Genomic DNA, 23,293 nt, shown 5'->3' with positions numbered 1-23,293 from the left:
TTTTTCGGTAAAAACTCCGTGAACTTTTCATTAAAACCAAAAAATTACACAGTTGTCCTAGTACGTTTTTTAGCTTACTTGTATACCGTGTACAAGCGGCGAAAATAAATCAAAAGAATAGGTTTAAGGAGATGAGAGTGACCAGATGAAATTAATTGTGAATGAAAAAGAGTTGAAAGAGTATTTTCGAGGGCTGTGTAGTCTCATTTGGGGAAAAGACCAAAGAGACGAAGAAGTCGAAAATGACAAGGAAGAAGCTGTTCGTTGTTCGCCTCGCAAAGAGCTGTCTGCAGAAGAACTCGCCGCATTTCTGCAAGAGAACCACAGCGATTTGCTACACAATTCATTTCGCAAAGTGCTGCTACGCTATTTGCATGAAACCGTTGAGCTGGGAACAGATGCAGGGAGTGTCACAGGCGTCCTGAATGAAGTTGGCTGGGACTATGCTGAAATCATAGAACCAAGTGGTACACGTGTGCTGATCCGTTTTGCGCAAATAAATTATGTTCATGAGGTGTAAGGAGGAGAAGACAAATGAACTATGTACAGAAATTGAGAACGTTTATAGGCGATAGTGTACAGGTCGTAACCGGGTTGAATGTGATTACTGGTGAGTTGCTCGGCGTGACCAATTCGACACTAACAGTGCTTGCAGCAAGTGAGCCAGGCTATGGCGGTGGCGAAACAGTGGTATTTCAACTCGATCGCATCACGTATGTGCGCGTTCTCTAATGGCAGAGCAGCAAGGGAGAAGGGGCCCAGTGCCCCTCTCCATTCTCATTCCTGCCATGCATGGGACAGCTCATCTGCCAAAGCTGATTGCCGTCTGTAAACAGCTTGCACCTCTGGAGATCATTGTGATTTCGAAAAGGGCCCTGGAGCTTGACTCTGGTATTCGCATCGTTCCTGCAGAGGATGCTGAGATGTTTTCATGGAGGAGAGAGGCTGCGAAGCATGCGAGAGGGAGTGTCCTGCTTTTTCTCGGCGAAGAGCAAATCAATTCGCTGTCTGGATTACAGCGTTTCTTGTTCCCTATTTTATATGGAAAAGCACAGGTCGTTTTGCCACAGTATGATACTCGGAACAGGAAGATGACAAAACCACGGCCCATCCACAGTTTTTCCCTGCTGGTAAATAACCTCTTTGGTCGCTCTGACCTGCGTGAAGCTTCCTTGCTAGACACACCTCACGCGATGACCAGAGAGGCACTTTCCAAAATCGGACTGGAACAGTTGGCACAGCCTGCCCAAGCGCACAAGCGGGCAGTTGTGAGCGGACTGTCCATTACGACACAAGCTATTGGAACGGGAACGGAAGAACGAATGTTTTTACCACAGCTTCACGGTTCGTTGCTCAAAGAGCTCTCTTTGTATGAAAAGCTGGTGATTGCCGAACAGCTTGATCTCGTCTCGCGTCTTCCCTTTCGCGGCGGACTGTCCGATGGAGGCAGGCGAAGAGATATAGCAGAGAATGTGAGCGGTAAAAACAGTGGTATGCCTGTTACGCAGGTAGGGAAATGGCCCTTGCGACGAACAACTCTTTACGGTGGGAAAACGGTATCCGTGATCATTCCAGCCCTTAACGAGGCAGCGACGATCCAGCAAGTGATCCGGGAAGTTCTTCGACTGGAGCCGGTTGAAATTATCGTGGTTGTCAATGGCTCGGTTGATCAAACAGCACAGCTTGCCCGTGAATGCGGCGTGACGACCGTAGAGTTCCCACATGCATTGGGCGTAGATATAGGACGGGCGATTGGTGCAAGTCTGTCGAAAGGCGACATCCTGTTGTTTGTCGATGCGGATATGATTATGACCGTCCATGATCTGTACCCATTTGTTCTCGCTTGCGAGGGCGGCGTGGATGTAGCCCTGAATGATGTTTCTGTATTTTTGAATCAACCTTATGCAGACAATGTCTTTGTGGCTTGCCGCCAAGCGCTCAACTTGGCTTTGAATCGTAAGGATTTGGGGATCGGGTCTATGGTGACCGTCCCCTTTGCCTTACGCAGGGAAGCGGTTGCTTCGCTCGGGTGGCCCATACTGCTTTGCCCGCCAAAAGCACAAGCAGCATACGCACAGGCAGGTGTAAAGATGGAGTTGGTTCATCAGGTGAACAGCTTCACCTCCAACCGAATCCGGCCAGAAAAACACTTCGCCAGCTCTGGAATGCCCCCTGCCGTCGAACAGATTGCGGGTGACCACGTGGAAGCCTTGCAGTTTCTGGCGAAAGGACGGTAGCGAGGATGCGATGTGAAAACAAGAAGACTGGGAGGAGGAAATGAAATTGGCAAGAGAGCGAATAGAAGGTCTGGTAAGTGTTGTCATTACCAATTTCAACAGGGCTGCTTATATACGTGAATGCTTGGACAGCATCCTCCAGCAAACCTATGAGAATTGGGAGATTGTCCTGATCGATGATGCATCGACAGATCATTCCGTAGAAGTGGCCAGAGAATGGCTGGAAGAGAGTAAAGGATTTTTTCCAAGAGAGAATCAGGTGCTGATTCATGAGCTTCCTCGCAATATTGGCTTTTCGGGTGCCATCAACGTCGGGCATTATCTGAGCAGAGGCGAGTTCATCGCGATTCAGGACTCGGATGATTTCTCCCATATCCTGCGTTTTTCACGGCAGGTTGAATACTTGAAAAATCATCCCCAGGTTGATTTGGTCGGTACGAATTACTATGCGTTTTCGTCCGATAATCCGGAAAAAAAGCAGCTCGCTGGATGGATCAAGTACGGCGATGACATTCGCAAAGTATACGGAAACGGGGGACACTGCGTCTGTCACGGAACCTGCATGTTTCGAGGGCGATTGTTTGACCAGATTGGTGGCCCGACACGCCGGATTGAGGGTGCAGAAGACTACGAATTTATCGCCAAAGCTTTGAATGCGAGAGCAGGCGTGAACAATATAGCAGAAGCATTGTATTATTACCGCACCCACGCTGAGCAGCGTTCGGCCCACTATTATCGGAAGAAGGGAGGGTAAAAAGTTGACTAGCAGTAATGATCGGATATTGATGGTGCTGGACAGTTTGAGGACAGGCGGAACGGAGACACATGTTCTTAGCATGGGTAAAGCATTGAGGAAAAAAGGCGTCCAACTGTTTTATGCAGGTGGCAACGGCCCCTTCTATCAAGAATTTGTCGATGCAGGCTTTTTGGTTGAACCAATAGAATCCGCACGTGAACCGCTCTCGGCACGCAGACAGCATCTGATCGAGTGTTACCGTGCATTCATGAAAAAGCATCGTATTACCATCGTTCATGTGCATCAGACCCCTTCAGGCTTTCTTGCCGCTACGGCAGCCAATGAGCTCGGCATTCCTGTGGTATTCACCATGCATGGAACGTACTACCCAAAGGATGAGGCGATAAAAGTAGCCCAGCTCTGCTCTGCCGTTATCAGTGTGAGCAAACCTGTCCAACTATTCTGGCAAAAACGAGGAGTAAAAAGCACCCTCATTTCCAATGGGATTGATGTAGAAGAGTTCAAGTCTGGCTCTGTAAGTAAAGCAGATGTGCCGACATTGCCGCCTGACGCTATGGTGGTTACGTACGTGAGCCGGCTGGCTTGGCAAAAAGCGGCGGTATGCAACATGGTGTTGCGGGCAACCAAAACGTTGCGTAGTGAAATCCCCAACCTGCATATCGTGGTGGTGGGTTCGGGTGCCCAGTCCATTCATGTCCATGAGCTGGCAAAAGCACTGAATAAAGCCGCAGGGCAGCCCTATATTCACATTGTGGGGGAGCAAACGGATGTCCGGCCGTATTACGCAATCAGTGATTTGGTGATCGGAACAGGCAGGGTCGCACTCGAAGCGATGGCGTGCGGAAAGCCTGTACTTGCGATCGGTAATCATGGCTACGTCGGTTTGGTCGAACCTTCGTCTTACGAGTTGGCTTGGGACTGTTACTTCGGTGACCACTCCTCTGTGCAGAAGCCGTCTCCTCCGTTGATCGACAGTGCTCTGCGTCAAGCATGCCGCGACCGGAGTCAATTGAAGGAAATAGGAGGTCAAGGAAGAGCGTGGGTACAAAACCATTTTCATATCACGCAAAAATGTGCCTCCTTGCTTACCGTTTATGGGCAAATAAACAATGGAGGGGAGGCGACAAGTATGAAAAAAATTTTGTACGTTGGCTGGATAGGATTCAACAATTTGGGCGACGAGCTGATGTGGCATGCCTTTTACGATTTGTCATGCAAATATCTCGACCCTACACAATACAAGGTAATACCTTCCCTGCCCGGGGTTGACCTGAAGGATTTAAGCGCATATGACACCGTCGTTTTGGGGGGAGGATCGCTTCTCATCCCAGGGTATGTGGATGTAGCCTATCGTGCTGTTGAACAGAAGAAAAATTTATGGGTCTGGGGAAGCGGATTTGACTCGCAAGATCAAGTCAATCTGGATTCTTCCGGCAGATTGACGAACAAGCTGATAACTGGCCAAGATAAATTGAGCCACATGCTGCAAAAAATCGCCGAGCACGCCACGTTTTTTGGTGTACGCGGACCCATTACACTTCAATACCTCCAGCAAGCGGGAGTGGGAGAAAGGGCAGCGATTAGCGGAGACCCGGGGATGCTGCTTCTCCCTGCATCATTGCCAACAGTGTCAGACAAAAGCAAGCGATTCACGATTGGCATCAACTGGGGTACGTCCTATAACCGGATTTATGGGAAAAACGAGAACGCAGTAGAAGATGCGCTGGTACATGCAGCCAGGACGCTGATCAAGGCAGGCTACGATATCCACTTGCTCACCATGTGGGGACCGGATCGGGAAGCCATAAAAAGACTGTACAAAAAAATCGACGATCCAGCTCATACGATCCTCGACCTAGAACTGCACGATCATACGCGAATGCTGCAGCTGATGAAAGGCTTTCAGGCGACGATCAATTTTAAGCTGCATGCCAATGTGCTAAGTGCCGCTGCCGGTATTCCGTTCGTTTGCTTGGCGTATCGCGTTAAGGGCATCGACTTCGCTTATTCACTGGATCTGCCGGAGCTCCTCGTGCCAACAGACGAGCCACAATTAGGTGAACGAATTGTTTCTTGCACTTGGGAGGCCATCGCGCGTAGGGAGCAGATCGCAGCAAAATTGGCGGCGAGTCAGAAAAAAATGATCGAGAATTTGGAGCAGCCGTTCATCCAAGGCTTGCTGTAAGTCCATTTGTACAATGAAAAAGAAGACAAGGGGACCTGTGGATTTGCTACAGGTCCCCTTATACGTTGGCGTGGCAAAAATCAGTACTCACCGTGCTCTCGCAAGCTTGCTACAGGAACACTCATCTCTTGATCCGGCTGGTTGAGTGGGTAAATCCTCGCCATGTCGTTGTCATCATCGATGTGCTGGATGTATACGGGTATTCCATCGCAGGTAACATTCGCCATAACGGGTGATGCGGCGATTTCTTTCGCGCGTTGTTTATTCATTTTGACTCCTCCTGTCATTCGTAACAGCTTTAATATGTACGTCAGTCCAACAGGGTATACTTTTTGCGCCTGTTGACATTCCCTAAAATATGTAATAAATTGAAGGGGAAATTACTACGAAATCGTACTAAAAGGAGTCACCGGTATGCAGCAACTATACGACCTCTTTCTGAAAACCGGTTTGCGTCCGTTTGCCTTTATGTCCGATACGATGCAGCTGGAAGAAAAACTGACTCGCTCTGATTTGTCGACACTCCTTATTTTGTTGTTCCGCGGAGATTTGACCATGTCAGAGCTGGCGCAAGAGATGGGGGCGCCGCTTAGTTCAATGACCAGCATCGCGAAACGGCTTGAACGCAAAGGATACATCGCGAGGGCGACTTCTGTCGAGGATCAACGGGTAAAGCTCGTCACACTGACACAACCAGGCAAGCAGCTCGCAAAAGAATCAGAACAGATGATGCTGGCGATGCTGGGCAGGCTTCAGGAGGCATTTACGCCGGAAGAAATGGAGCAATTCACCACCCTCTTACTCAAGGCAGCCAAGGTATTTCAGGATGGAGGACCTGTCAAGCCTCGTGAAACAAAGGTTCGTTCCGTCAAGATCAACATTGACGAATAGTCCGTTCGAGCCCGTTTCTTTTTTTATCTAATTACTACGAAATCGTACTAAATGGATCGTGAAGGAGAGATTCGAGATGAGAATCATCATTTACACCGGAAAAGGCGGAGTTGGGAAGACGAGTATTGCAGCGGCAACGGCAGTAAAGCTGGCAAAGCAGGGAAAGAGGACGCTCGTACTCAGCACGGATGCCGCACACAGTTTGGCAGATTCATTGGGGACTGTGATCGGACCAGACCCCGTACCAATCAGTGAAAATTTATGGGGGCAGGAAGTAAACAGCTTGCGGGAAACCGAGCGCAACTGGGGAGCAGTTCAGGGATGGCTGACAACACTGCTCGACAAAGCACAGCTGACTGATATTACAACGGAGGAGATGCTCGTTTTTCCTGGCATGGAGGAAATGTTCAGTTTGCTGAAGATCAAGGAACACGCCATGAGTGGGCAGTTTGACGTCCTGGTAGTAGATTGTGCCCCCACTGGGGAAACACTGAGGCTACTCAGTTATCCGAACGTATTGAATTGGTGGTTGGAGAAAATTTTTCCAACGGAGCGCAAGCTGATCAAACTCGTTCGCCCAGTGGCCAAGATCGTCAACAAAGTAGAGCTTCCTTCTGATGATGTGCTAGACAGTGTCGAGCAGCTCGCTCGGGGGCTGGAGGAAATGCAACGCATTGTTTTGGACCCCGAGATTACATCAGTGAGGATCGTCATAAACCCAGAAAAAATGGTGCTTGCGGAAGCAAAGCGCTCGTTCACGTACTTGAATCTGTTCGGGTTCAATACAGATGCCATCATCGTGAATCGGGTGCTTCCGGATGAAGCGGGAGAAGGATTTTTTGCCCACTGGCGAGAGCTGCAACGGAAGTATGAGAGCGAAATCGTGGAAAACTTTCAGCCGCTCCCGATATTGAAAGCACCGATGATGCCAAAAGAAGTGATTGGCCTTCCCGTTCTAGAAGAATTGGCTGATATCGTTTTTGGAACAGAAGATCCATCCGCCAAGCTTTATCAGGGCAGAACGGAACTGATTCGAGAAGTGGACGGTGAGCTACATTTGGAGCTGATGATTCCTTTTGTGGATAAAGCAGCCTTGGATTTAACGCAAACAGGGGATGAATTGACCGTAAATGCGGGTGCCTACAAGCGAAAAGTCATCTTGCCACGAGTATTAATGGGACGACAGGTTACGGGAGCGAAATATGCGGAAGATCGGTTGATCATTCGTTTTAGCGCAAGGGAAGGGGCTGCCCAGCATTGAGAGGAACTGATTTGAATCGGTTACTAACGATTCTCGGGAACATGGAACAGCATGGGACCGAGCGACATGTGAAAAATGCCTGCAAAGAATGGCTGCTCGCATCGCGGTCAGTAATAGACAGCGTGATTGATGCGTTACAGGATGAACAGGAACGTCCGAGAGCTCACAAAATCAACATTTCCAAGGAATAGGCCAATTTGAGAGGAGAGAAATGACATGGTAAGTGGGATCAAGCGCCAAATGGGTTTCACTCTCATCCTGACAGGACTGCTGCATACGGTTGTCGGTCTCTTTTTATACGCGGAGCCGCTCCAGCAGATCGTCGCAAACAGCTTTTGGAATGCGGTAGGGAAAGAAGAAGTTGCTGCCTTCTGGTTTCTGATGTTTGGCTTTTTGCTGATTTTGCTCGGATATATGGCGGATTGGCTGATGAAAAAGAAGGGAATGGAGCCGCCGGCTGCCTTCGGGTGGACGATTCTTGCGATATGCGCGGTCGGGGCGATTGCTATGCCTGTATCGGGCTTCTGGCTTGTCTTACCACAGGCTGGCATCCTGCTGCGCAAGTGATGTAAGAAATTTGCGGATAGGTAGATGGTTCAGATAAAATGAATGTAACCATTTTCCATATGCCAGAATTTTTGCAACACATCCAAAAATCCGCAAAGTCATCCATCAAGCTCACACTGACGAAAGAAGCGGCTACCGTAACGGATAGCAAGGTGGGCGGAAAGCCTTGGCTGCCGCCAGAAATGCTGTATCCTCAGGATGAAGACAGGAACGACTACTTGTTTATCGCACAAATCAACTGGGTGCAAATGCCGCGACTCGATGGCTACCCTGCTAGTGGATTGACCAGTTTTTTTGTCAAGGAGGATGATACGTTCGGATTGATGGACCAGTCCTTTCAAGTGCTTCATTTTGAAGAGGTCATGGACACACAGGAAATAGACCCCTTTCAACCAGAGGACCCTGGCGTGTACAGTCCGGTTCTAGGTGGGCCATACAAACTGACAGGAAAACTAGAGTCGCAGTACGTCCCTCATCGAGATCCACAGGCGGTGAATTTTCAGCTTCCTACCGACGAGGATAATCAAGTGGCCTATTCGAAATATTGGGACCTCGCCGATGCAAGCGGATCACGGATCGGTGGATATCCTTACTTTACCCAAGCGTATTTGGATCAGGATGGTTGGGAGTTGCTCCTTCAACTGGATATGGAGGGCGACAACTACGATTACTATGTGTCGTGGGGAGATAGCGGAGTGGGCAACTTCTTCATTCGCAGGGAGGATCTGCTTCGTCGGGATTTTTCGAAGGTTTTGTATACATGGGATTGTTTATAAAAGAAAGACGGGGATAACGAAATGGAGCCAATACAAGACTTACAAACCTTAATCAAAGAATCTCAGAGGACCAGAGTGAAATACCTGTTCTTTTGGGGGCATACACAGAAGGAGTCAGGTACTATCGATAAATCTTGCTTTAGCCAATGGTATCCGGCCGCTTTTGTAGAGGATGGCATCACGTACCTGACCGCAGAACATTACATGATGGCGAAAAAGGCTGAACTGTTTGGTGATCTTTCCATACGTGATGAAATACTCAGGAAAAACCATCCCAAACAAGCGAAGGAATTGGGACGAAAGGTTCATTCCTTTGACGAGGCTGTGTGGAATGAGAACAAGACCGTGATCGTTCGCCAGGCAAACCTATTAAAATTCAGCCAGCATGCTGATTTGAAAGCCTACCTCTTGGACACAGGTGACCGCGTTATTGTGGAAGCGAGTCCTTATGATCGGATATGGGGAATCGGGATGGCCCAAGATCATCCGCATGCGGAACAGCCTGAAAAGTGGCGGGGAGAAAATTTACTCGGTTTTGCATTGATGGCAGTCAGGGAGCAGTTACGTTCGTGATCAGGATTATCAAAATCGGCGAAGAGCCTGTCGAGCAGGTTGCCCATCTTTTTTTGGGGGAGCAAATAGTTGTAATTCATCAGATACAGAAATAGACGTACAAATACGCCATTCTTTCCTATGATTCTTCAGAAAGAATAGCGTATTTTTTCATTTTAGGGAGGATTTTGTTTTATTAGCTTACTAGCATTGGTTGCCACCAAAATTCCAAAAACACCCAAATTTATTCTTTAGAGTAAGTTAGGGGTTTTTGGACCGGAAAGGTATTAACTATAAAAACTATGACAAAATTTATCGGGTTTTCCTTTTTGCCTACTTGCTAAATTCTGCAAGTAAAATATTTTTAAAGTTAGCTTTACCCATACTGTTCAAATTGACGGTCAACATATGCTTGCCTCCAAGTGTACCCCCAACAAGAGTAATAAACCCTGGAATGCTACCTGTATGTCCCCATATCGAGACACCGTTTGGAAGCTTAGTTTCATAGATTCCAAGACCATATCCGCTGATTTCAGCACTTCCTGTAGGAACTGTAGTAAGCATTTGTTTTAATTGCTGTTCCTTCAGTAATTTGCCACTGAGTAAGTAAGAGAAGAATTTATTTAAGTCGTCAGCAGTAGAAATCATATCTCCAGCCGAGCTAGCTATACTTGGGTTATAATAAGTAACGTCTTTTAGCTCACTTGCTCCGTCTGGTTGGAAATATCCACGGGCATGCTTGGTGCCTGGAATAACGCTTGAATTGCCAGGTAGGAATGTATTCGACAATTCAAGCGGTTCAATAATCCGATTTTCAATCTCTTCCGCATAGCTGTTTCCGGTTATTTTTTCAATAAGGATACCCAGTAATACGTATCCTGTGTCTGAATAAGACCAGCCCTTTCCTGGGGCAAAGTCTGGAGGCAGAGAAAGCCCAATCTTTACTAATTCTTCAGCGGTATATGATTTTTGGGGATTCATCATATCAGCGTCTTTTGACCTTAAGTATTCAGCGATACCACTTGTATGGTTCAATATCTGCCGGATAGTAATCTGGTTACCATCATATCCGTTTCCTTGAATGACACCAGGCAACCATTTTTCGATGGAGTCGTCTAGATTCAGCCGGTTCTCTCCAGCTAATTGAAGTACAACTGTTGCGGTGAACGTCTTCGTCACGCTGCCAATGCGAAAGCGAAAATCTGTTTCCATTGGTTTCTTAGTGCTCAGATTCGATACCCCAGCGGCGTAACCCCATGTTTTTCCATCCTCGGAAGTTTTAGCGAGTATCCCCGGGATTCCAAGTTGCAATGTATCCCGCATTGCTTGCTTGACGGAATTACGATCTCGTTGAGTGCTTGTTTGTAACGAACTAGATACATTTTGAGTGGGCTCTGCTTTTACAATTGAGGTTGGCGTTGTGTATAACAGGGAACTTCCTGCTATTAAAAGGGCCAGACTTGCAAATGTAATTTGACTACGTCTTTTCATAAGGCATTTCTCTCCTCTATTCATATTGTATAGGTGGTTGCTTGCTGTAAGTTAACTGGTTTGTTTTTCATATATAAGACATATCTGTTCCGCCTTTCACGCCTCGTTATTTTTTTATCATACACAATGAAAACCTCTTTTTTTCTTACGCATTCCTTACAAATTACTTACGTTTAAAATAGCTTCTATAATAGGGTAGAAGGAGCATCTGTGCCGGAAAGTTCAAAGTGGCCGGGGGTGTTGGCAATCACGATCTGTTTAAAGCAAGTTCATATGTACAGCTTCAGGACATGGCCGGAATCGGCGTATGGAATGATCCTGACCTGGGACCAGTCCTTGATCGAGTTAGCCCAAGGGACACAAGTGTTGAACACAGATGGGAAGCTATTTGTCTTTACACGAAAAAGTGGTTGAGCAGACATCGTGCTGCTCAACCACTTTTTTCTTTATTGCACAGAAAACGCAGCTTTGACCTGCTCCAAAGACATAACCATCTGCCCATATAGCTTCCCGTCTGGAGTTGCTGGATCATAGGGATTGGACTGAGGCAAGGAAACGACGTATACCAGCCCATGTGTTTTTGCCAGTACATCTCCCAGTGGCGGTCCCTTCATTTTGGACAGGTGATTCCAATGTGGTACCGTCATGACAAAAATGGTGAGGAGCGAGGATTGCCCTTCCTTTCGCTGATTTGGGAGCGAACATAAAATGCGCTTCGTATTTCGTAGGCACATCCAGCTTGCCCGCCAGTGGCTGTTGGCGAGGGGGACGCTTAGTCGTCGAGGAGAACTCCTCCACGATGTAATTTCCCGTCCAAGAGGGAGGAATGGTAAACGTAAATGTCTCGGTGATCGGGATCGGCACCGTGAACTGATTGTTTATGGTTCGACTTTTGATCTCATCGGTTGTCGGTCTTTTGACTTCCGGCTCAGGGTCAGATGGAGTCGCTTGCTGTGGCGGAGGTGCTGCTTGTGGACCTGGCAGCGAACAGGCGGAGAGCAGAAAAATGATGATGAGTCCTACATAGAAGTACGTTGCTACTTTCATCACGGTCCTGCTTGATGTATAAAACACTCCCGTTTATTCATTCCACGCAAGGTGGAAAACTATCCCATATTCCGATCGTGAATATTTATTCAATAAAACATATTTTTCTTGAATATCAGAAAATATATAATTATAATTTAAATCAGAAATCATTTCCGATATTCGGAAAAACTATTACGCAATTCATCCGGGATATAAATGGGGGATAGCAGGATGATTGAGGTTAAGCAGCTTGTCAAATCTTTTGGCCCGTTAACCGTGTTGAAGGGCGTTACGCTCACGGTGGAAGAAAAGGAAGTTGTCGTCTTGCTTGGAGCCAGTGGTTCAGGCAAAAGTACTTTGCTTCGATGTTTGAATTTTCTGGAATTTTATGACAGCGGAGAAATTCGAATCGGTGGTCAGCAGATTGATCCACACAAGACGAATCTGAATCAGTTCCGCGCCGAGGTCGGCATGGTTTTTCAGCACTTTAATTTGTTTCCGCACAAGACCGTTTTGGAAAACTTGATCGAGGCGCCTGTTCACGTCAAAGGGATGAATGCAGCAGAGGCCAAACAATTAGCGTACGAACTCCTGAAAAAAGTGAATATGCAGGATAAGGCCGATGCCTACCCGGACATGCTCTCCGGTGGACAAAAGCAGCGGGTTGCCATCGCCCGGGCACTTGCCATGAAACCGAAGATCATGCTTTTTGATGAGCCTACCTCTGCACTCGACCCCGAGCTCGTCGGTGAAGTGCTACAGGTCATGAAGCAGCTCGCCAAAGAAGGAATGACGATGATCGTCGTGACGCATGAAATGGGGTTCGCTCGTGAAGTAGCAGATCGGGCGGTGTTCATGCACGATGGACAAATTCTGGAGCAGGGACCGCCGAGTGAATTCTTTGAAAATCCGCAGCATGAACGTACCAAGCAGTTTTTGGGCAGCATCCGTTAAAAAGGTAGTTCAAAAAGTAGACTTTTGATCACGAAGTAGTCCTGAAAGCTGATTCGACATCGAAAGAGGTGTTCACCTTCGAAGTCCGGTGCTCATGTAGGTCCGCTACATTCCGCTCCTCCTTCTTCAGGTTCTCACCACTTTCTCGGTGCTGAAAAGCCGACTTTTTGAACACGAATATTAGAGATGAAAAACAGGGGGAATCACCAATGAAAAAACGTGCAAAATGGTCCGGAATTCTGTTGTCTACTTTTCTAGTGGGCTCGTTGTTGCTCTCGGCTTGTGGTTCACAGGAAAGTGCACCGGCAGCAGGTGGACAAGCTTCTGGAGATGGGGGAAAGAAAGATTTTACGTACGCGATGAGTGGCGTGTACAAGCCGTTTAGCTTCAAGGAAAATGGGCAACTGACGGGCTTCGATGTAGAAATTGGACAAGCGCTGGCAGAAAAAATGGGCATGAACGCAGTGCCGATCACCAATCCATTCGAAACGATCATCCCTGGTCTGGACGCGAAAAAATACGACGCTGTCATTGGAAGCTTGACCGTCACACCTGAACGTCAAAAAGCTGTTTTGTTCACCAATCCATACTACCGTTCCGGTTCGCAAATCTTCGTGCAAGAGGGCAATACAACGATCAAGAGCAAAGAAGATTTGAAAGGCAAAAAGATCGGCGTAGTGAAAGCATCCAACTACTTGGATTGGGCGAAAAAGCTGACCGATGAAGACAAAATCACGCAATATGATAGCGATATCACCGCTTTGCTCGACCTGCCGACAGGACGTCTCGATGCAGTGATTACCGACCAGGTAGTAGGCTTGCGATTCATTAAAGAAGGCGGCGGAAAAGTGATAGACGTAGGCGAACCGCTCAGCTTTGACGAGCAAGCAATCGCTGTGCGCTTGGGTGACCAGGAGGCAGTAGATCGGCTCAACAAGGCGTTGGACGAGATCGTCAAAGACGGCACCTATGAAAAAATCAGCCAAAAATGGTTTGGCCGCAACATCCTGCAAAAACAGTAAGTGGGCAACGGGGTGTCCGGGATGGACGCCCCCCTTTTAACGCTTCATGTGAGGAGGATTGAACGTGATTATTGATATTTTTCTATCCAGTTATCCCCTTTTTCTAAAAGCGACATGGCTCACGGTTCAGTTGACGGCAGTTGCCCTGATGCTCGGTTGTGTGGTAGGTCTTGTCATCGCCTTTTTCCGGATATCCGATAACAAAGCATTGAACTACATCGCGCACACCTACATTACCGTCATTCGCGGAACGCCATTGATCGTACAAATTTGTATTCTGTACTTCGGCTTGGCAAATCTGGTCACGCTCTCGCAGTTTTGGGCAGGGGCCATCGCGCTGGCAGTTCATAACGGTGCGTATATTGCGGAAATCTTCCGAGGCTCCATCCAGTCAATCGACCGCGGGCAGATGGAGGCCTCCCGATCACTCGGAATGTCGTACCCGTTGGCGATGCGCAGAATCATTTTGCCGCAGGCGTTCCGTCGGGCGATTCCATCGCTTGGCAATCAGTTTATTATCGGATTGAAGGATTCGTCGTTGGTCGCCTACGTTGGAATGCAAGATTTATGGGGAACTGGTCTCGGTGAAGCAGCTTCCAACTACAAGCAACTGGAGACGTACATGGTCGTAGGCTTGTACTATCTGGTATTGATCATGATCTTCTCGTATTTTGTAAACAAATTGGAAGCACGATTAGCCAGAGGCAAAGCCCCCAATAAACAAGCGAAAGATAACACAAGTGTGGCAGCGTAACTCTTAGTCATGGAGGAATAAAGAAAGATGGTTCAATCAGTCGAACGGGCGATGAAAATTATTCGGGTGCTGATTTCAGACGAAAAACCTGCTTGGCCTATTTCGGAGCTAGCGAGTGCAACGGGTCTACCAATCAGCACGCTCCACCGTTTTCTCGAATCGATGATCCAGTTCGGATTGGTTGAGCAGGAGCCAGTCACCAAGCATTACAAGCCGGGCTATACATGGATGGAAATCGGTTTTATCCTGCATGAAAAGCTGAACCTGCGGGCTGTGGCGAGACCCTTCATGGAGGAGCTGGCGAATGAAGTCGAGGAGAGTATCTTCCTCAACGTATTGGCAGGGACGGATTCGATGCCGATCGAAAAAGTAGAAAGTCCACTGAAAATACGCATAGACGAGAACCTGGGGGAGCGGATACCTCTCACAATCGGCGCCCCTAGCAAAATCATTCTCGCGTATTTGAAGCAGGATGCGATCACGAAAGTCGTTTCAGCCCAGCTTTCGCTAGACAAGCAGCCGTCATTTTTGGAGCAGCTGAGTGAAGCCAAGAAAAGTGGCTATGCGATCAGCTACGAGGAGAAGACGGAAGGCACCATGGCAGTCGCCGCTCCGATTATCGGCTACGGAAATCAACTCGTCGGAGCGCTCTCGATCAACGCTCCGTGCTTTCGAGTAACCGAAGACCGATTGCCCCTACTCATCGAAAAAGTGAAACGCCAGGCTACGACGATTTCGGCAAGAATCGGCGGAGCATAAGCAAACCCTCCATTCCAGCATTTGTTGGTGGAGGGTTTGCTTTTTTTAATATTAACCATTGGATCTTTCAATTTTTTCGCCCTGAAAAACTGTGTTAGTGTGAAAGAAACAGTGGGGAGGGAAGATAGTGTTTCCATTTCGCGTGATTAATCAGGAAACCACGGAAGATGTGCTGGATATGGCCAGCGTGATTGAAGTGGTCGAGCAAGCCTATCAAATGAAATCGAGTCAGCAGGCGACGCTGTTTCCGCTTATTTTTCATGAGTTCGTAGAGGGTAGAGCTGACATGGATATCAAATCCGGTCATTTGCCGCAAGCCGATATATTTGGACTCAAGCTCGTCTCGTGGTTCGGTGACAATGACAAGAAAGGCCTGCCACAATTAGTTGGAACTGTGATGGTATTGGACAGCCAAACCGGCGTACCGCAGGGGATTTTGAGTGGTGAGCACATTACTTGCATGCGTACGGGAGCTGCGGGTGGAATCGGTGCAAAGTATTTGGCACGTCCCGAATCGGAGAACCTGCTGATTGTCGGGACGGGACACCAGGCTCCTTTTCAAATCATGGCGACACTGATGACGATGACAGAGATCAAGCGGGTGTACATCTGCAATCCACGATCACCAGAAAAGGCGCAAAGCTTTGCCGCCAAAATCAAAGAAAACCTCTTGACCAGATTCGTTTCCAAATATGCAGGAGAAGAGTACGAGCGGTATGCCAGTCGTTGTGACGTGCAGTTCATTGCAGTGGATAACCTCGAAGAAGCGACTAGACAAGCAGATATTATCATCACCGCAACCCCTTCACGTGAACCGATGATCCAAGCGGAGTGGGTGAAGCCGGGGACGCATATTACCTGCATAGGGGCAGATATGGAAGGAAAACAGGAAATCGATGAACGGCTTTTTGCAAAAGCCCGCGTCTGCGTTGATGATGTAGGACAGGCTGTACGCGTGGGAGAGACGCAGGTAGCTGTAAAAAAGGGGCTGATAACAGAAAGCGATATCGCAGCAGAGATCGGCAATGTCATCCCCGGTCATGCCCAAGGACGACAACATGTAGAAGAAATTACGATTTTTGATAGCACCGGGATCGCGTTCCAAGATTTACTGACAGCTGCACACATTTTGAAAGTAGCGGATAAGCGCGGTGTAGGAACGATAGTTGATCTGTAAGGGTGAAAGGATAGTATAAGGAGGGGAACGACAATGAGAATTGCGCCTTTTAAAGTAGAAGAATGGATGAACGCCTACGAGATGGAGGCTGTTTACAATATTGCCGAAACATGCGTCGATTCGCTGACGGTAGAAGAGTTGATCCGCCTTTCCGATGAGCCGGAAGAGTTTTTCCGCGAGATGGCCCAGAAAAAGCTGACGTACGGTCATATCGAGGGTTCGCCGGAATTCCGCAGCCTCGTCGCGAGTATGTATCATACGATGAAGCCGGAGAACATTTTGGCGATGAACGGGGCGATCGGAGCGAATTTTCTCACCTTGTTCTCGCTCGTTGCGCCTGGTGACGAAGTAATTACCGTTCATCCGACTTATCAGCAAATTTATTCGGTACCGGAGTCGTTCGGAGCGCAGGTCAAGCTGCTCAGACTTTTGCCTGAAAATGATTTTCTGCCTGATCTGGATGAGCTGCGCTCGCTCGTTACAGACAAGACCAAGCTGATTTGTATCAACAATCCGAACAATCCATCCGGAGCTTTGATGGGTGAAGGGTTGCTGCGAGAAATCGTAGAGATTGCCCGCTCCGTAGATGCTTACTTGCTGTGTGACGAGGTGTATCGAAACTTGCACCAAGACCCGGAGGTTGTGGTACCATCTATCGTCGACTTGTACGAAAAAGGGATTGCGACAAGCAGCATGTCCAAAGTGTTTTCATTGGCGGGCTTGCGTCTGGGATGGATTGCAGCACCTCAGGATGTGATCAAAAGCTGCTTTACGCACCGCGATTACACGACGATCAGCTGCGGGATGCTGGATGATATGCTGGCTGTCCATGCACTGAAAAACCGCGACAAAATCATGGAGCGCAACCTAAAAATCGTGCGGGACAACTTGCAGATTCTCGATGAGTGGGTAGCAAGGGAGCCGTTGGTCTCTTACGTCAAGCCGCAGGCAGGAACCACCGCAATGCTCAAGTACGAGCTGGATATTCCTTCGGAAACGTTTTGCATTGACCTGTTTAAAACTACAGGGGCGTTTTTGACACCAGGCAGTTGCTTCGACATGGAAGGGTGGTTACGAATCGGGTACGCCTGCTCGACGGAAGTGCTTCAAGTAGGTCTATCAAAAGTATCGGAGTTTTTGGAGTCGCGCAAATAAGGGATAAAGTAGGAGAGGGAGTGTCTCTTCGGTGGAAGAAAAGAGACACTCTTATCCAGAAATTCTAGCATACAGGCATTTCTGATCACGATACCTAACTGGGGGGATATCATGAGTCAGCCTAATGTAGATTTGCAACCGAAAAAACAGAGGAAGCTGTGGGAAGTGAATGTGTTCGCATTACTTTTTGCCGTGATTGCGATTGCGGTTATCCTGACGTATATTTTGCCTGCTGGGGAATACGGACGAGTCGAGGTAAACGGCAGGAGTGTCATTGATCCACAGTCGTTTCAGTGGATTGAATCATCTCCAGTCAAGCCGCTTGGACTGGTAAACAGCGTACATACCGGTTTGGTGGAAGCCTCAGGCATTATCTTTTTTGTATTGATAATTGGCGGAACATTCGGTATTTTAACGGCTACTGGCGCGATTGAAGCTCTCATAGTCACACTATCGCGTCTACTCAGGAATCAAGAGAAGTGGCTGATTCCCATTATGATGCTGTTTTTTGCGACAGGCGGCTCGCTCATGGGAATGGCTGAAGAAACATTGCCCTACATCGCGATCATGATTCCGCTGGCGATTGCTCTTGGTTTTGATGCAATAACTGGAGCTGCCATTGTGCTGGTAGGAGCGTCGGTCGGTTTTACATCTGCACTTATGAATCCGTTTACAGTGGGGGTTGCCCAAGGCATCGCCGAGCTTCCCACTTTTTCGGGAATGGGTTATCGAATTGCTGTTTTTGTCGTGATGTACTTCGTATCGACTACATTCGTCCTGCGGTATGCGTCGAAAGTCAAAAAAGACCGTTCGCAGGGCTTCTTCGGATTGTTTGAAGGGAAAAACACGGCTGAGCTTTTGCGTGAAGATTTGAAGTTGACGGCCAGACATAAAGGAATCTTGGCTTGCTTTGTTCTCAACTTTGTCGTGTTGGTCTTTGGCGTCATTCAATATGGCTGGTATCTCACCGAGCTATCCGGAATCTTTCTGTTGCTGGGCATCATCATCGGAATCGTGGGAAGACTCGGCATCAACGAAATGGTAGACAACTTCATGAAAGGTGCTGCTGGCCTGATAGCCGGGGCCTTGGTCATTGGCGTTGCACGGGCAGTTGTTGTGGTACTTAATGACGGTCATATACTAGATACGATTCTTTACTATTCTGCTGGTGTCTTAAATCAATTGCCTAGTGCACTTACAGCGTTTGGCATGCTCGTCCTCCAAACCGTGATCAGCTTCATTGTTCCGTCCGGCAGTGGAATGGCTGCATTGACGATGCCGATCATGGCGCCTTTGGCAGAATTAGTTGGCGTCACGCGTCAAACCGCGGTTCTTGCTTATCAGTTCGGAGATGGCATATCCAATATCTTCATTCCGACCTCCGGCTATTTCATGGCTGGTTTGGCTTTGGCTGGCATCCCGTGGTTACGCTGGATGAAATGGATTATGCCGCTGATCCTGATGCAGTACGGGATTGCAACAGTCGCTGTCGTTGTCGCGCATCTGATTGGTTATGGACCATATTGACGGGAGGAGATTATGAATGGCACTTTGCACACCAACTCTTGCACAATGGGCCATCAGTGAACGGCGATACTTGCATCAATATCCAGAGCTGTCTAGTCAGGAGTATCAGACAGCGGCCTATATTCGGAAGTATTTGCAGGAATGGAAAATTGAACTGATCCCATGTGAACCGCCGAATGTGGTCGGGATTTTGCGGGGGACGGATGGCAAGAAAACCATTGCGTTAAGGGCGGATATGGATGCACTACCGATAGTTGAAGAGGGAGAGAAGCCCTATCTCTCGAAAAATGAAGGTGTCGCTCATGTATGCGGTCACGATGGACATACGGCCATTTTGCTAGCAGCAGCCAAATGGCTCTCGGAAAACCGCGCAGACGTAGCACCAAATGTGCTTTTTCTATTTCAATCCTCAGAAGAAATGCTCCCTAGTGGAGCGCAAGCTATCGTCCGTCAAGGTGCGATTGATGATGTGGACGCTGTCTTTGGCCTGCATCTATGGCAGCCTCTTGAGAAAGGAAAGATCGGAATCAGTATGGGCGCGATGATGGCGTCTGCTGATGACCTGCGCATCGTCATAACCGGACGTGGAGGACACGGCTCGATGCCGCACGAAACAGTCGATCCGATCTATGTGGCCAGTCAGGTGATTAACGCGGTACAAGGAATCGTGGCGCGCTGCGTCAATCCGATCGAACCTGCGGTCATTTCCATCTGTCGGATGGAAGCTGGTTCTACCTATAACATCATCCCGAATCAGGCCGTTTTATATGGAACACTGCGGGCACAGTCGGAAAAAACGAGGCAGATCTTGGCTCGCGAGCTGAAGCAGACGATTGAGGCATTGTGTTCGGCATGGGGCGCAGATGGTGAAGTCATGGTAGATTGGGGGACCCCGCCTGTTGTCAACGATGAGCGAATGAGTCGATTTGTTGCTGATGTCGTAACCGATCAATTTGGCGAGAGCTGTCTTGCTATTGTGGAGCCGGTTATGGGTGGCGAGGACTTTTCTTATTATTTGGAGCGCAAGCCTGGTAGTTTTATTTTTATAGGAATGCGTGGAGAAAAGAGCAGCTATCCGCACCATCATCCGCGTTTTGACATTGATGAAGATGTCATTCCGACTGCTGTTGAACTATTGATTCAATTAGTGAAAAGATTTTGACAAGGAGGAGTAGTTCATGTCATTGTCCGTGTCCTTTCTCGATATTGTAAAAGCTCACAAGAATCTAAAGGGGAAGGTTATCCATACCCCGTTAATTTCATCACCCGCACTGTCTGCCATCGCGGATGCCGATGTCTGGATGAAGCTGGAATGCCATCAGAAAACGGGTTCATTCAAGGCGCGCGGTGCGCTTAACAAAATCGCATCCTTGACGGAAGAGGAGCTAGCTCGGGGTGTTATTACCGCTTCAGCAGGCAACCATGCGCAAGGGGTCGCGTATGCGGCATCGCTTCGAGGGATGTCGGCCTTGATCGTCGTACCCAATACCGCACCAGAGACCAAAAAAGCGGGGATCAAGCGCTACGGTGCGGAGTTGGTCGTGCATGGAGACAGCTATGATGACGCAGAAAGATATGCCTATGAGCTGGCAAAAGAAACAGGGCGGACATTCGTCCATGCCTTTGAAGACAACGAGATCATAGCAGGGCAGGGCACGGCGGCACTGGAGGCTCTTTTGGAAGAGCCGGATTTTGACGTCATTCTCGTACCTGCTGGCGGCGGAGGGTTAATTTGCGGAGTAGCGCTCGCAGCAAAGGCAATCAATCCGGATGTGCAGGTGATTGGGATTCAGACACATGCGTCTCCGCCATGGTACTACTCGTTCCGCGAAAAGCGGTTGGCTGAGGTGGTATACAGCGATTCACTCGCAGATGGTCTTCATGGGGGTATTACACAAGGCAATCTGGACTTGGCCCTGCAGATCGTCGATGACTTCCTGCTCGTAGAGGAAGAACATGTTGCCCAAGCCATGAGCTGGCTGGCAAAGGAGCATCATCTGATGGTGGAAGGCTCAGGGGCGGTAGGTATTGCTGCACTCATGCAGGGAACGGTACCCGATCTGGCAGGGAAAAAGGTACTGACGATCGTGAGCGGCAGTAATGTAGATGCTCGCAAGCTGGCGGAGATTATAGGGAAGCACGCATAGGGTATCGGTTGAACATAGAGCCACTCTCGGCTACACTTTTTCTAACAGAGGTTGTTCAAAAAGCCGACTTTTTGGACACGCACTTACACGAAGAATGGGTGTCGTTCGGTGAGGGAGTGGATAATCAATCATGGAGTTACGCAATCTGAAGACATTTCAGGTCGTTGCCGAGCATTTGAACTTGACGAAGGCTGCAGAGCAACTCGGATACAGCCAGCCTACAATTACACTCCAGATTCAAGCATTGGAGCGGGAGCTGGGACATCCCTTGCTCAATCGGGTAGGCAAGCGCACGTTTTTGACACCGGCCGGAAAAATAGTGAAACAACATACGGATCAGCTTTTCTACGTTCTCCAGCACATGGCGGAGGGACTTAATCACTTGGACATGCCTGTAGGACCGCTGGTCGTGGCGGCCCCGGAGTTTTATTGCATCCAATACATGCCACAAATTCTGAAAGCATATGTAGAGACACATCCACAGGTCAATCTGCAGGTGATTTCATGCACCAGTCAGGAGACTTTGAAAAAAATCCAAGCCCACGAGGCGGATATTGGGATCATTGCGGGCACCACCTCGCAACCAGGTATTCATTCCAGTGTCGTGGACTTAGAACAATTCACCTTGATTGCTTCTCCTGATTTGATGAAGGACAAGACACTGGCAGATGCACTCGTGACCTTTCCTTTTTTGTCTTATCAGGAGGGGTGCAATCTCGATGAATTTATTACCCAATGCCTGTTGGAGTTAAACTACATCCCACCCTCTGTCATTAAATGTAGCAGCGAAGAAACTATCAAACGGTCAGTCCTGAATCAAACAGGCATAGCCCTGCTCAGTAAGGTTCTCGTGGAAAAAGAACTGCGAACAGGCGAACTGATCGAGCTGTTCCGCTTTTCCAAGAAAGCAGAAACATCGCTAGTCTGTTTGGAACGCCGAAGAGAAGAGCCTGCGATCCAGACCTTCATGGAGCTGGTCAAAGACGTCTGGTTATCGGTAAGAGAAGAGTAGTCATGGCAAGGGGCTGTCCGCTACTTTCAACAAGTTATGTGCGATTACCGAATTCCCAACTCGACATAAGGGCAAATTATCTCTTGGAAACAATACTTGCACCTCCTAGAGCGAGGGTTGTTTGCGTGATATAATTTTGATTTCTTTCATTTGGAACGGCAATGATAGTGTAAAATGACAGAAGGTGAGAAAAATAGGAGATGACAACAAATGAGTAAGCAAGTAAACGAAACCGAACTCGTTTCGCATGTAGCTACGAAAACAAAAGTAGACCCGGAAAAAATCAGGATCGTACTCAAGCATGAGCAAGCGTACATGAACAGTGCGAAGGCAGATGCAAAAGGTGATGTCGACGTTGATTTTGATGATCTCGTAGATTACGTCATGGGTAAGTCAGATGTGAAGCTGGATGAGATCACCGTCGAGAAGATCCTGGATGTAGAGATGGAATACTTGATTAAAAAAGGAGTCGCTGGATACATAGACTAATAGAGGACGTTTGGTTATCAGGAAAAGAAGAGTAGTGTTCCAAGCACATTCCCCTGTAGAGGGTGATGTGCTTTTTTATTCCCACAACGCAAAAGAGTAATCATGGAAAATAATCTAAAAACCATCTGAAAGACGGTGGCTGCGGTGGGGAGAAGAATATTTCCAGTCTAGGCTCCAGGCTCCGTCCCGCTGAGGGTTGAGACTGTCCGCTCCGAAGGGATTCGCGGGGAAACGCAAAAGTGGTAGCCGCTACGTCGCATGGGCACGGTTGCGTTTCTTTTACCCGCGAATCCCTTCTCCGCTCGGTAGGACTCCACAAGTCGCTACGTCTGGAAATATTCTTCTCTGTCGTAACTGATGGTATTTCTTCGTTCTTTTAAATCCTTAAAAGCTCATTTAAACACGGGAAAGCTCGTAGAGGAAACAGGAGAAATAAGCGAAGATCTTTGGTACACCGGCCGAGACGGAATGCAAAAAGCGAAACACGCTCTTAAGCGTCCACCTCTGAAACACATCCTGAATGGACCACTTTGGACGCGGTTTCGCTTTTT

26 protein-coding genes are annotated in these 23,293 nt (G+C 48.2%); 23 read left to right on the top strand and 3 right to left on the bottom strand.

All coding sequences use genetic code 11. The features are described 5' to 3' along the window. The first annotated feature begins 145 nt into the window (after positions 1-145). Genes ACKKE8_RS24330 through ACKKE8_RS24310 form a run of 5 tightly spaced genes read left to right on the top strand, consistent with a single transcriptional unit; the run spans position 146 to position 5,179 of the window. Positions 146-520 (top strand): DUF2642 domain-containing protein, encoded by a 375-nt coding sequence (locus ACKKE8_RS24330; RefSeq protein WP_409175281.1) that lies wholly within the window; start codon positions 146-148, stop codon positions 518-520. Between the two features lie 14 nt (positions 521-534). After that, positions 535-732 (top strand): hypothetical protein, encoded by a 198-nt coding sequence (locus ACKKE8_RS24325; RefSeq protein ID WP_409175280.1) that lies wholly within the window; start codon positions 535-537, stop codon positions 730-732. A gap of 29 nt (positions 733-761) precedes the next feature. Further along, on the top strand, positions 762-2,237 hold the full coding sequence (locus tag ACKKE8_RS24320; RefSeq protein WP_409175279.1) for a glycosyltransferase: 1,476 nt from the start codon (positions 762-764) through the stop codon (positions 2,235-2,237). Between the two features lie 46 nt (positions 2,238-2,283). Next, the gene (locus ACKKE8_RS24315; protein ID WP_409179191.1) at positions 2,284-2,991 is read left to right on the top strand and encodes a glycosyltransferase family 2 protein; all 708 of its coding nucleotides are present in this window, start codon (positions 2,284-2,286) and stop codon (positions 2,989-2,991) included. A 4-nt stretch (positions 2,992-2,995) separates the two neighbouring features. Further along, positions 2,996-5,179 carry a glycosyltransferase gene (locus ACKKE8_RS24310; protein WP_409175278.1) on the top strand — a complete coding sequence of 728 codons (2,184 nt, stop codon included), beginning with the start codon at positions 2,996-2,998 and terminating at the stop codon, positions 5,177-5,179. 80 nt (positions 5,180-5,259) lie between these two features. On the opposite strand, the gene ACKKE8_RS24305 is transcribed toward ACKKE8_RS24310, so the two are convergent. Beyond that, positions 5,260-5,448, bottom strand: a complete 189-nt coding sequence (locus tag ACKKE8_RS24305) for an H-type small acid-soluble spore protein (RefSeq protein ID WP_017252179.1) — start codon at positions 5,446-5,448, stop codon at positions 5,260-5,262. A 145-nt stretch (positions 5,449-5,593) separates the two neighbouring features. On the opposite strand from ACKKE8_RS24305, the gene ACKKE8_RS24300 reads away from it, so the two are divergent. The 6 genes from ACKKE8_RS24300 (at position 5,594) to ACKKE8_RS24275 (ending at position 9,247) form a co-directional block, all read left to right on the top strand. Next, entirely contained in the window at positions 5,594-6,070 is a 477-nt protein-coding gene (locus ACKKE8_RS24300) for a MarR family winged helix-turn-helix transcriptional regulator (RefSeq protein WP_409175277.1), read from the top strand. Between the two features lie 76 nt (positions 6,071-6,146). After that, positions 6,147-7,331 carry an ArsA family ATPase gene (locus tag ACKKE8_RS24295; RefSeq protein ID WP_409175276.1) on the top strand — a complete coding sequence of 395 codons (1,185 nt, stop codon included), beginning with the start codon at positions 6,147-6,149 and terminating at the stop codon, positions 7,329-7,331. A gap of 11 nt (positions 7,332-7,342) precedes the next feature. Next, positions 7,343-7,522: a hypothetical protein gene (locus tag ACKKE8_RS24290; RefSeq protein ID WP_409175275.1), complete on the top strand. Its 180-nt coding sequence runs from the start codon at positions 7,343-7,345 to the stop codon at positions 7,520-7,522. A gap of 25 nt (positions 7,523-7,547) precedes the next feature. After that, positions 7,548-7,898 (top strand): DUF6463 family protein, encoded by a 351-nt coding sequence (locus ACKKE8_RS24285; RefSeq protein WP_409175274.1) that lies wholly within the window; start codon positions 7,548-7,550, stop codon positions 7,896-7,898. Positions 7,899-7,936: 38 nt separating this feature from the next. After that, positions 7,937-8,674 carry a YwqG family protein gene (locus ACKKE8_RS24280; RefSeq protein WP_409175273.1) on the top strand — a complete coding sequence of 246 codons (738 nt, stop codon included), beginning with the start codon at positions 7,937-7,939 and terminating at the stop codon, positions 8,672-8,674. A gap of 21 nt (positions 8,675-8,695) precedes the next feature. Continuing rightward, the gene (locus tag ACKKE8_RS24275; protein WP_409175272.1) at positions 8,696-9,247 is read left to right on the top strand and encodes an NADAR family protein; all 552 of its coding nucleotides are present in this window, start codon (positions 8,696-8,698) and stop codon (positions 9,245-9,247) included. Positions 9,248-9,559: 312 nt separating this feature from the next. Here ACKKE8_RS24275 and ACKKE8_RS24270 read toward each other — a convergent pair whose 3' ends face one another. After that, a complete protein-coding gene (locus ACKKE8_RS24270) occupies positions 9,560-10,717 on the bottom strand; it encodes a serine hydrolase domain-containing protein (protein WP_409175271.1) in 1,158 nt (385 codons plus the stop codon). Positions 10,718-10,927: 210 nt separating this feature from the next. On the opposite strand from ACKKE8_RS24270, the gene ACKKE8_RS24265 reads away from it, so the two are divergent. Then, on the top strand, positions 10,928-11,131 hold the full coding sequence (locus ACKKE8_RS24265) for a hypothetical protein (RefSeq protein ID WP_409175270.1): 204 nt from the start codon (positions 10,928-10,930) through the stop codon (positions 11,129-11,131). Between the two features lie 114 nt (positions 11,132-11,245). Here the strand turns inward: ACKKE8_RS24265 and ACKKE8_RS24260 are convergent, their stop codons facing one another. After that, on the bottom strand, positions 11,246-11,764 hold the full coding sequence (locus tag ACKKE8_RS24260) for a hypothetical protein (protein WP_409175269.1): 519 nt from the start codon (positions 11,762-11,764) through the stop codon (positions 11,246-11,248). Positions 11,765-11,977: 213 nt separating this feature from the next. On the opposite strand from ACKKE8_RS24260, the gene ACKKE8_RS24255 reads away from it, so the two are divergent. From ACKKE8_RS24255 to ACKKE8_RS24205, 11 genes are all read left to right on the top strand, one after another. Next, the gene (locus ACKKE8_RS24255; RefSeq protein ID WP_409175268.1) at positions 11,978-12,700 is read left to right on the top strand and encodes an amino acid ABC transporter ATP-binding protein; all 723 of its coding nucleotides are present in this window, start codon (positions 11,978-11,980) and stop codon (positions 12,698-12,700) included. A 209-nt stretch (positions 12,701-12,909) separates the two neighbouring features. Beyond that, complete coding sequence (locus ACKKE8_RS24250) at positions 12,910-13,722, top strand: ABC transporter substrate-binding protein (RefSeq protein WP_409175267.1); 813 nt, start codon at positions 12,910-12,912, stop codon at positions 13,720-13,722. Positions 13,723-13,786: 64 nt separating this feature from the next. Further along, positions 13,787-14,476: an amino acid ABC transporter permease gene (locus ACKKE8_RS24245; protein WP_409175266.1), complete on the top strand. Its 690-nt coding sequence runs from the start codon at positions 13,787-13,789 to the stop codon at positions 14,474-14,476. A gap of 27 nt (positions 14,477-14,503) precedes the next feature. Beyond that, positions 14,504-15,235 (top strand): IclR family transcriptional regulator, encoded by a 732-nt coding sequence (locus ACKKE8_RS24240; RefSeq protein WP_409175265.1) that lies wholly within the window; start codon positions 14,504-14,506, stop codon positions 15,233-15,235. 127 nt (positions 15,236-15,362) lie between these two features. Continuing rightward, positions 15,363-16,412 (top strand): ornithine cyclodeaminase family protein, encoded by a 1,050-nt coding sequence (locus ACKKE8_RS24235; protein WP_409175264.1) that lies wholly within the window; start codon positions 15,363-15,365, stop codon positions 16,410-16,412. 33 nt (positions 16,413-16,445) lie between these two features. Continuing rightward, positions 16,446-17,567 carry an aminotransferase gene (locus tag ACKKE8_RS24230; RefSeq protein ID WP_409175263.1) on the top strand — a complete coding sequence of 374 codons (1,122 nt, stop codon included), beginning with the start codon at positions 16,446-16,448 and terminating at the stop codon, positions 17,565-17,567. Positions 17,568-17,678: 111 nt separating this feature from the next. Then, complete coding sequence (locus ACKKE8_RS24225) at positions 17,679-19,094, top strand: YfcC family protein (RefSeq protein ID WP_409175262.1); 1,416 nt, start codon at positions 17,679-17,681, stop codon at positions 19,092-19,094. Between the two features lie 16 nt (positions 19,095-19,110). Beyond that, a complete protein-coding gene (locus tag ACKKE8_RS24220) occupies positions 19,111-20,256 on the top strand; it encodes a M20 family metallopeptidase (protein WP_409175261.1) in 1,146 nt (381 codons plus the stop codon). 16 nt (positions 20,257-20,272) lie between these two features. Then, on the top strand, positions 20,273-21,241 hold the full coding sequence (locus tag ACKKE8_RS24215; protein WP_409175260.1) for a threonine/serine dehydratase: 969 nt from the start codon (positions 20,273-20,275) through the stop codon (positions 21,239-21,241). Between the two features lie 130 nt (positions 21,242-21,371). Then, entirely contained in the window at positions 21,372-22,253 is an 882-nt protein-coding gene (locus tag ACKKE8_RS24210; protein WP_409175259.1) for a LysR family transcriptional regulator, read from the top strand. Between the two features lie 210 nt (positions 22,254-22,463). Next, the gene (locus ACKKE8_RS24205; RefSeq protein ID WP_106778703.1) at positions 22,464-22,742 is read left to right on the top strand and encodes a hypothetical protein; all 279 of its coding nucleotides are present in this window, start codon (positions 22,464-22,466) and stop codon (positions 22,740-22,742) included. The last annotated feature ends 551 nt before the right edge of the window (positions 22,743-23,293 follow it).

Origin of the sequence: Brevibacillus fortis, from assembly GCF_046196545.1 — a bacterium.
Lineage (GTDB): Bacteria > Bacillota > Bacilli > Brevibacillales > Brevibacillaceae > Brevibacillus > Brevibacillus fortis_A.
Note: the sequence above shows the minus strand (reverse complement) of the source record. Positions and strands in the feature narration are given on the sequence as shown.

Coding starts and splice junctions, on each gene's coding strand:
- ACKKE8_RS24330 (WP_409175281.1), top strand. CDS start 146: ATGAAATTAATTGTGAATGAAAAAGAGTTGAAAGAGTATTTTCGAGGG.
- ACKKE8_RS24325 (WP_409175280.1), top strand. CDS start 535: ATGAACTATGTACAGAAATTGAGAACGTTTATAGGCGATAGTGTACAG.
- ACKKE8_RS24305 (WP_017252179.1), bottom strand. CDS start 5,448: ATGAATAAACAACGCGCGAAAGAAATCGCCGCATCACCCGTTATGGCG.
- ACKKE8_RS24300 (WP_409175277.1), top strand. CDS start 5,594: ATGCAGCAACTATACGACCTCTTTCTGAAAACCGGTTTGCGTCCGTTT.
- ACKKE8_RS24295 (WP_409175276.1), top strand. CDS start 6,147: ATGAGAATCATCATTTACACCGGAAAAGGCGGAGTTGGGAAGACGAGT.
- ACKKE8_RS24285 (WP_409175274.1), top strand. CDS start 7,548: ATGGTAAGTGGGATCAAGCGCCAAATGGGTTTCACTCTCATCCTGACA.
- ACKKE8_RS24280 (WP_409175273.1), top strand. CDS start 7,937: ATGAATGTAACCATTTTCCATATGCCAGAATTTTTGCAACACATCCAA.
- ACKKE8_RS24275 (WP_409175272.1), top strand. CDS start 8,696: ATGGAGCCAATACAAGACTTACAAACCTTAATCAAAGAATCTCAGAGG.
- ACKKE8_RS24270 (WP_409175271.1), bottom strand. CDS start 10,717: ATGAAAAGACGTAGTCAAATTACATTTGCAAGTCTGGCCCTTTTAATA.
- ACKKE8_RS24260 (WP_409175269.1), bottom strand. CDS start 11,764: ATGAAAGTAGCAACGTACTTCTATGTAGGACTCATCATCATTTTTCTG.
- ACKKE8_RS24255 (WP_409175268.1), top strand. CDS start 11,978: ATGATTGAGGTTAAGCAGCTTGTCAAATCTTTTGGCCCGTTAACCGTG.
- ACKKE8_RS24250 (WP_409175267.1), top strand. CDS start 12,910: ATGAAAAAACGTGCAAAATGGTCCGGAATTCTGTTGTCTACTTTTCTA.
- ACKKE8_RS24240 (WP_409175265.1), top strand. CDS start 14,504: ATGGTTCAATCAGTCGAACGGGCGATGAAAATTATTCGGGTGCTGATT.
- ACKKE8_RS24230 (WP_409175263.1), top strand. CDS start 16,446: ATGAGAATTGCGCCTTTTAAAGTAGAAGAATGGATGAACGCCTACGAG.
- ACKKE8_RS24225 (WP_409175262.1), top strand. CDS start 17,679: ATGAGTCAGCCTAATGTAGATTTGCAACCGAAAAAACAGAGGAAGCTG.
- ACKKE8_RS24220 (WP_409175261.1), top strand. CDS start 19,111: ATGGCACTTTGCACACCAACTCTTGCACAATGGGCCATCAGTGAACGG.
- ACKKE8_RS24215 (WP_409175260.1), top strand. CDS start 20,273: ATGTCATTGTCCGTGTCCTTTCTCGATATTGTAAAAGCTCACAAGAAT.
- ACKKE8_RS24210 (WP_409175259.1), top strand. CDS start 21,372: ATGGAGTTACGCAATCTGAAGACATTTCAGGTCGTTGCCGAGCATTTG.
- ACKKE8_RS24205 (WP_106778703.1), top strand. CDS start 22,464: ATGAGTAAGCAAGTAAACGAAACCGAACTCGTTTCGCATGTAGCTACG.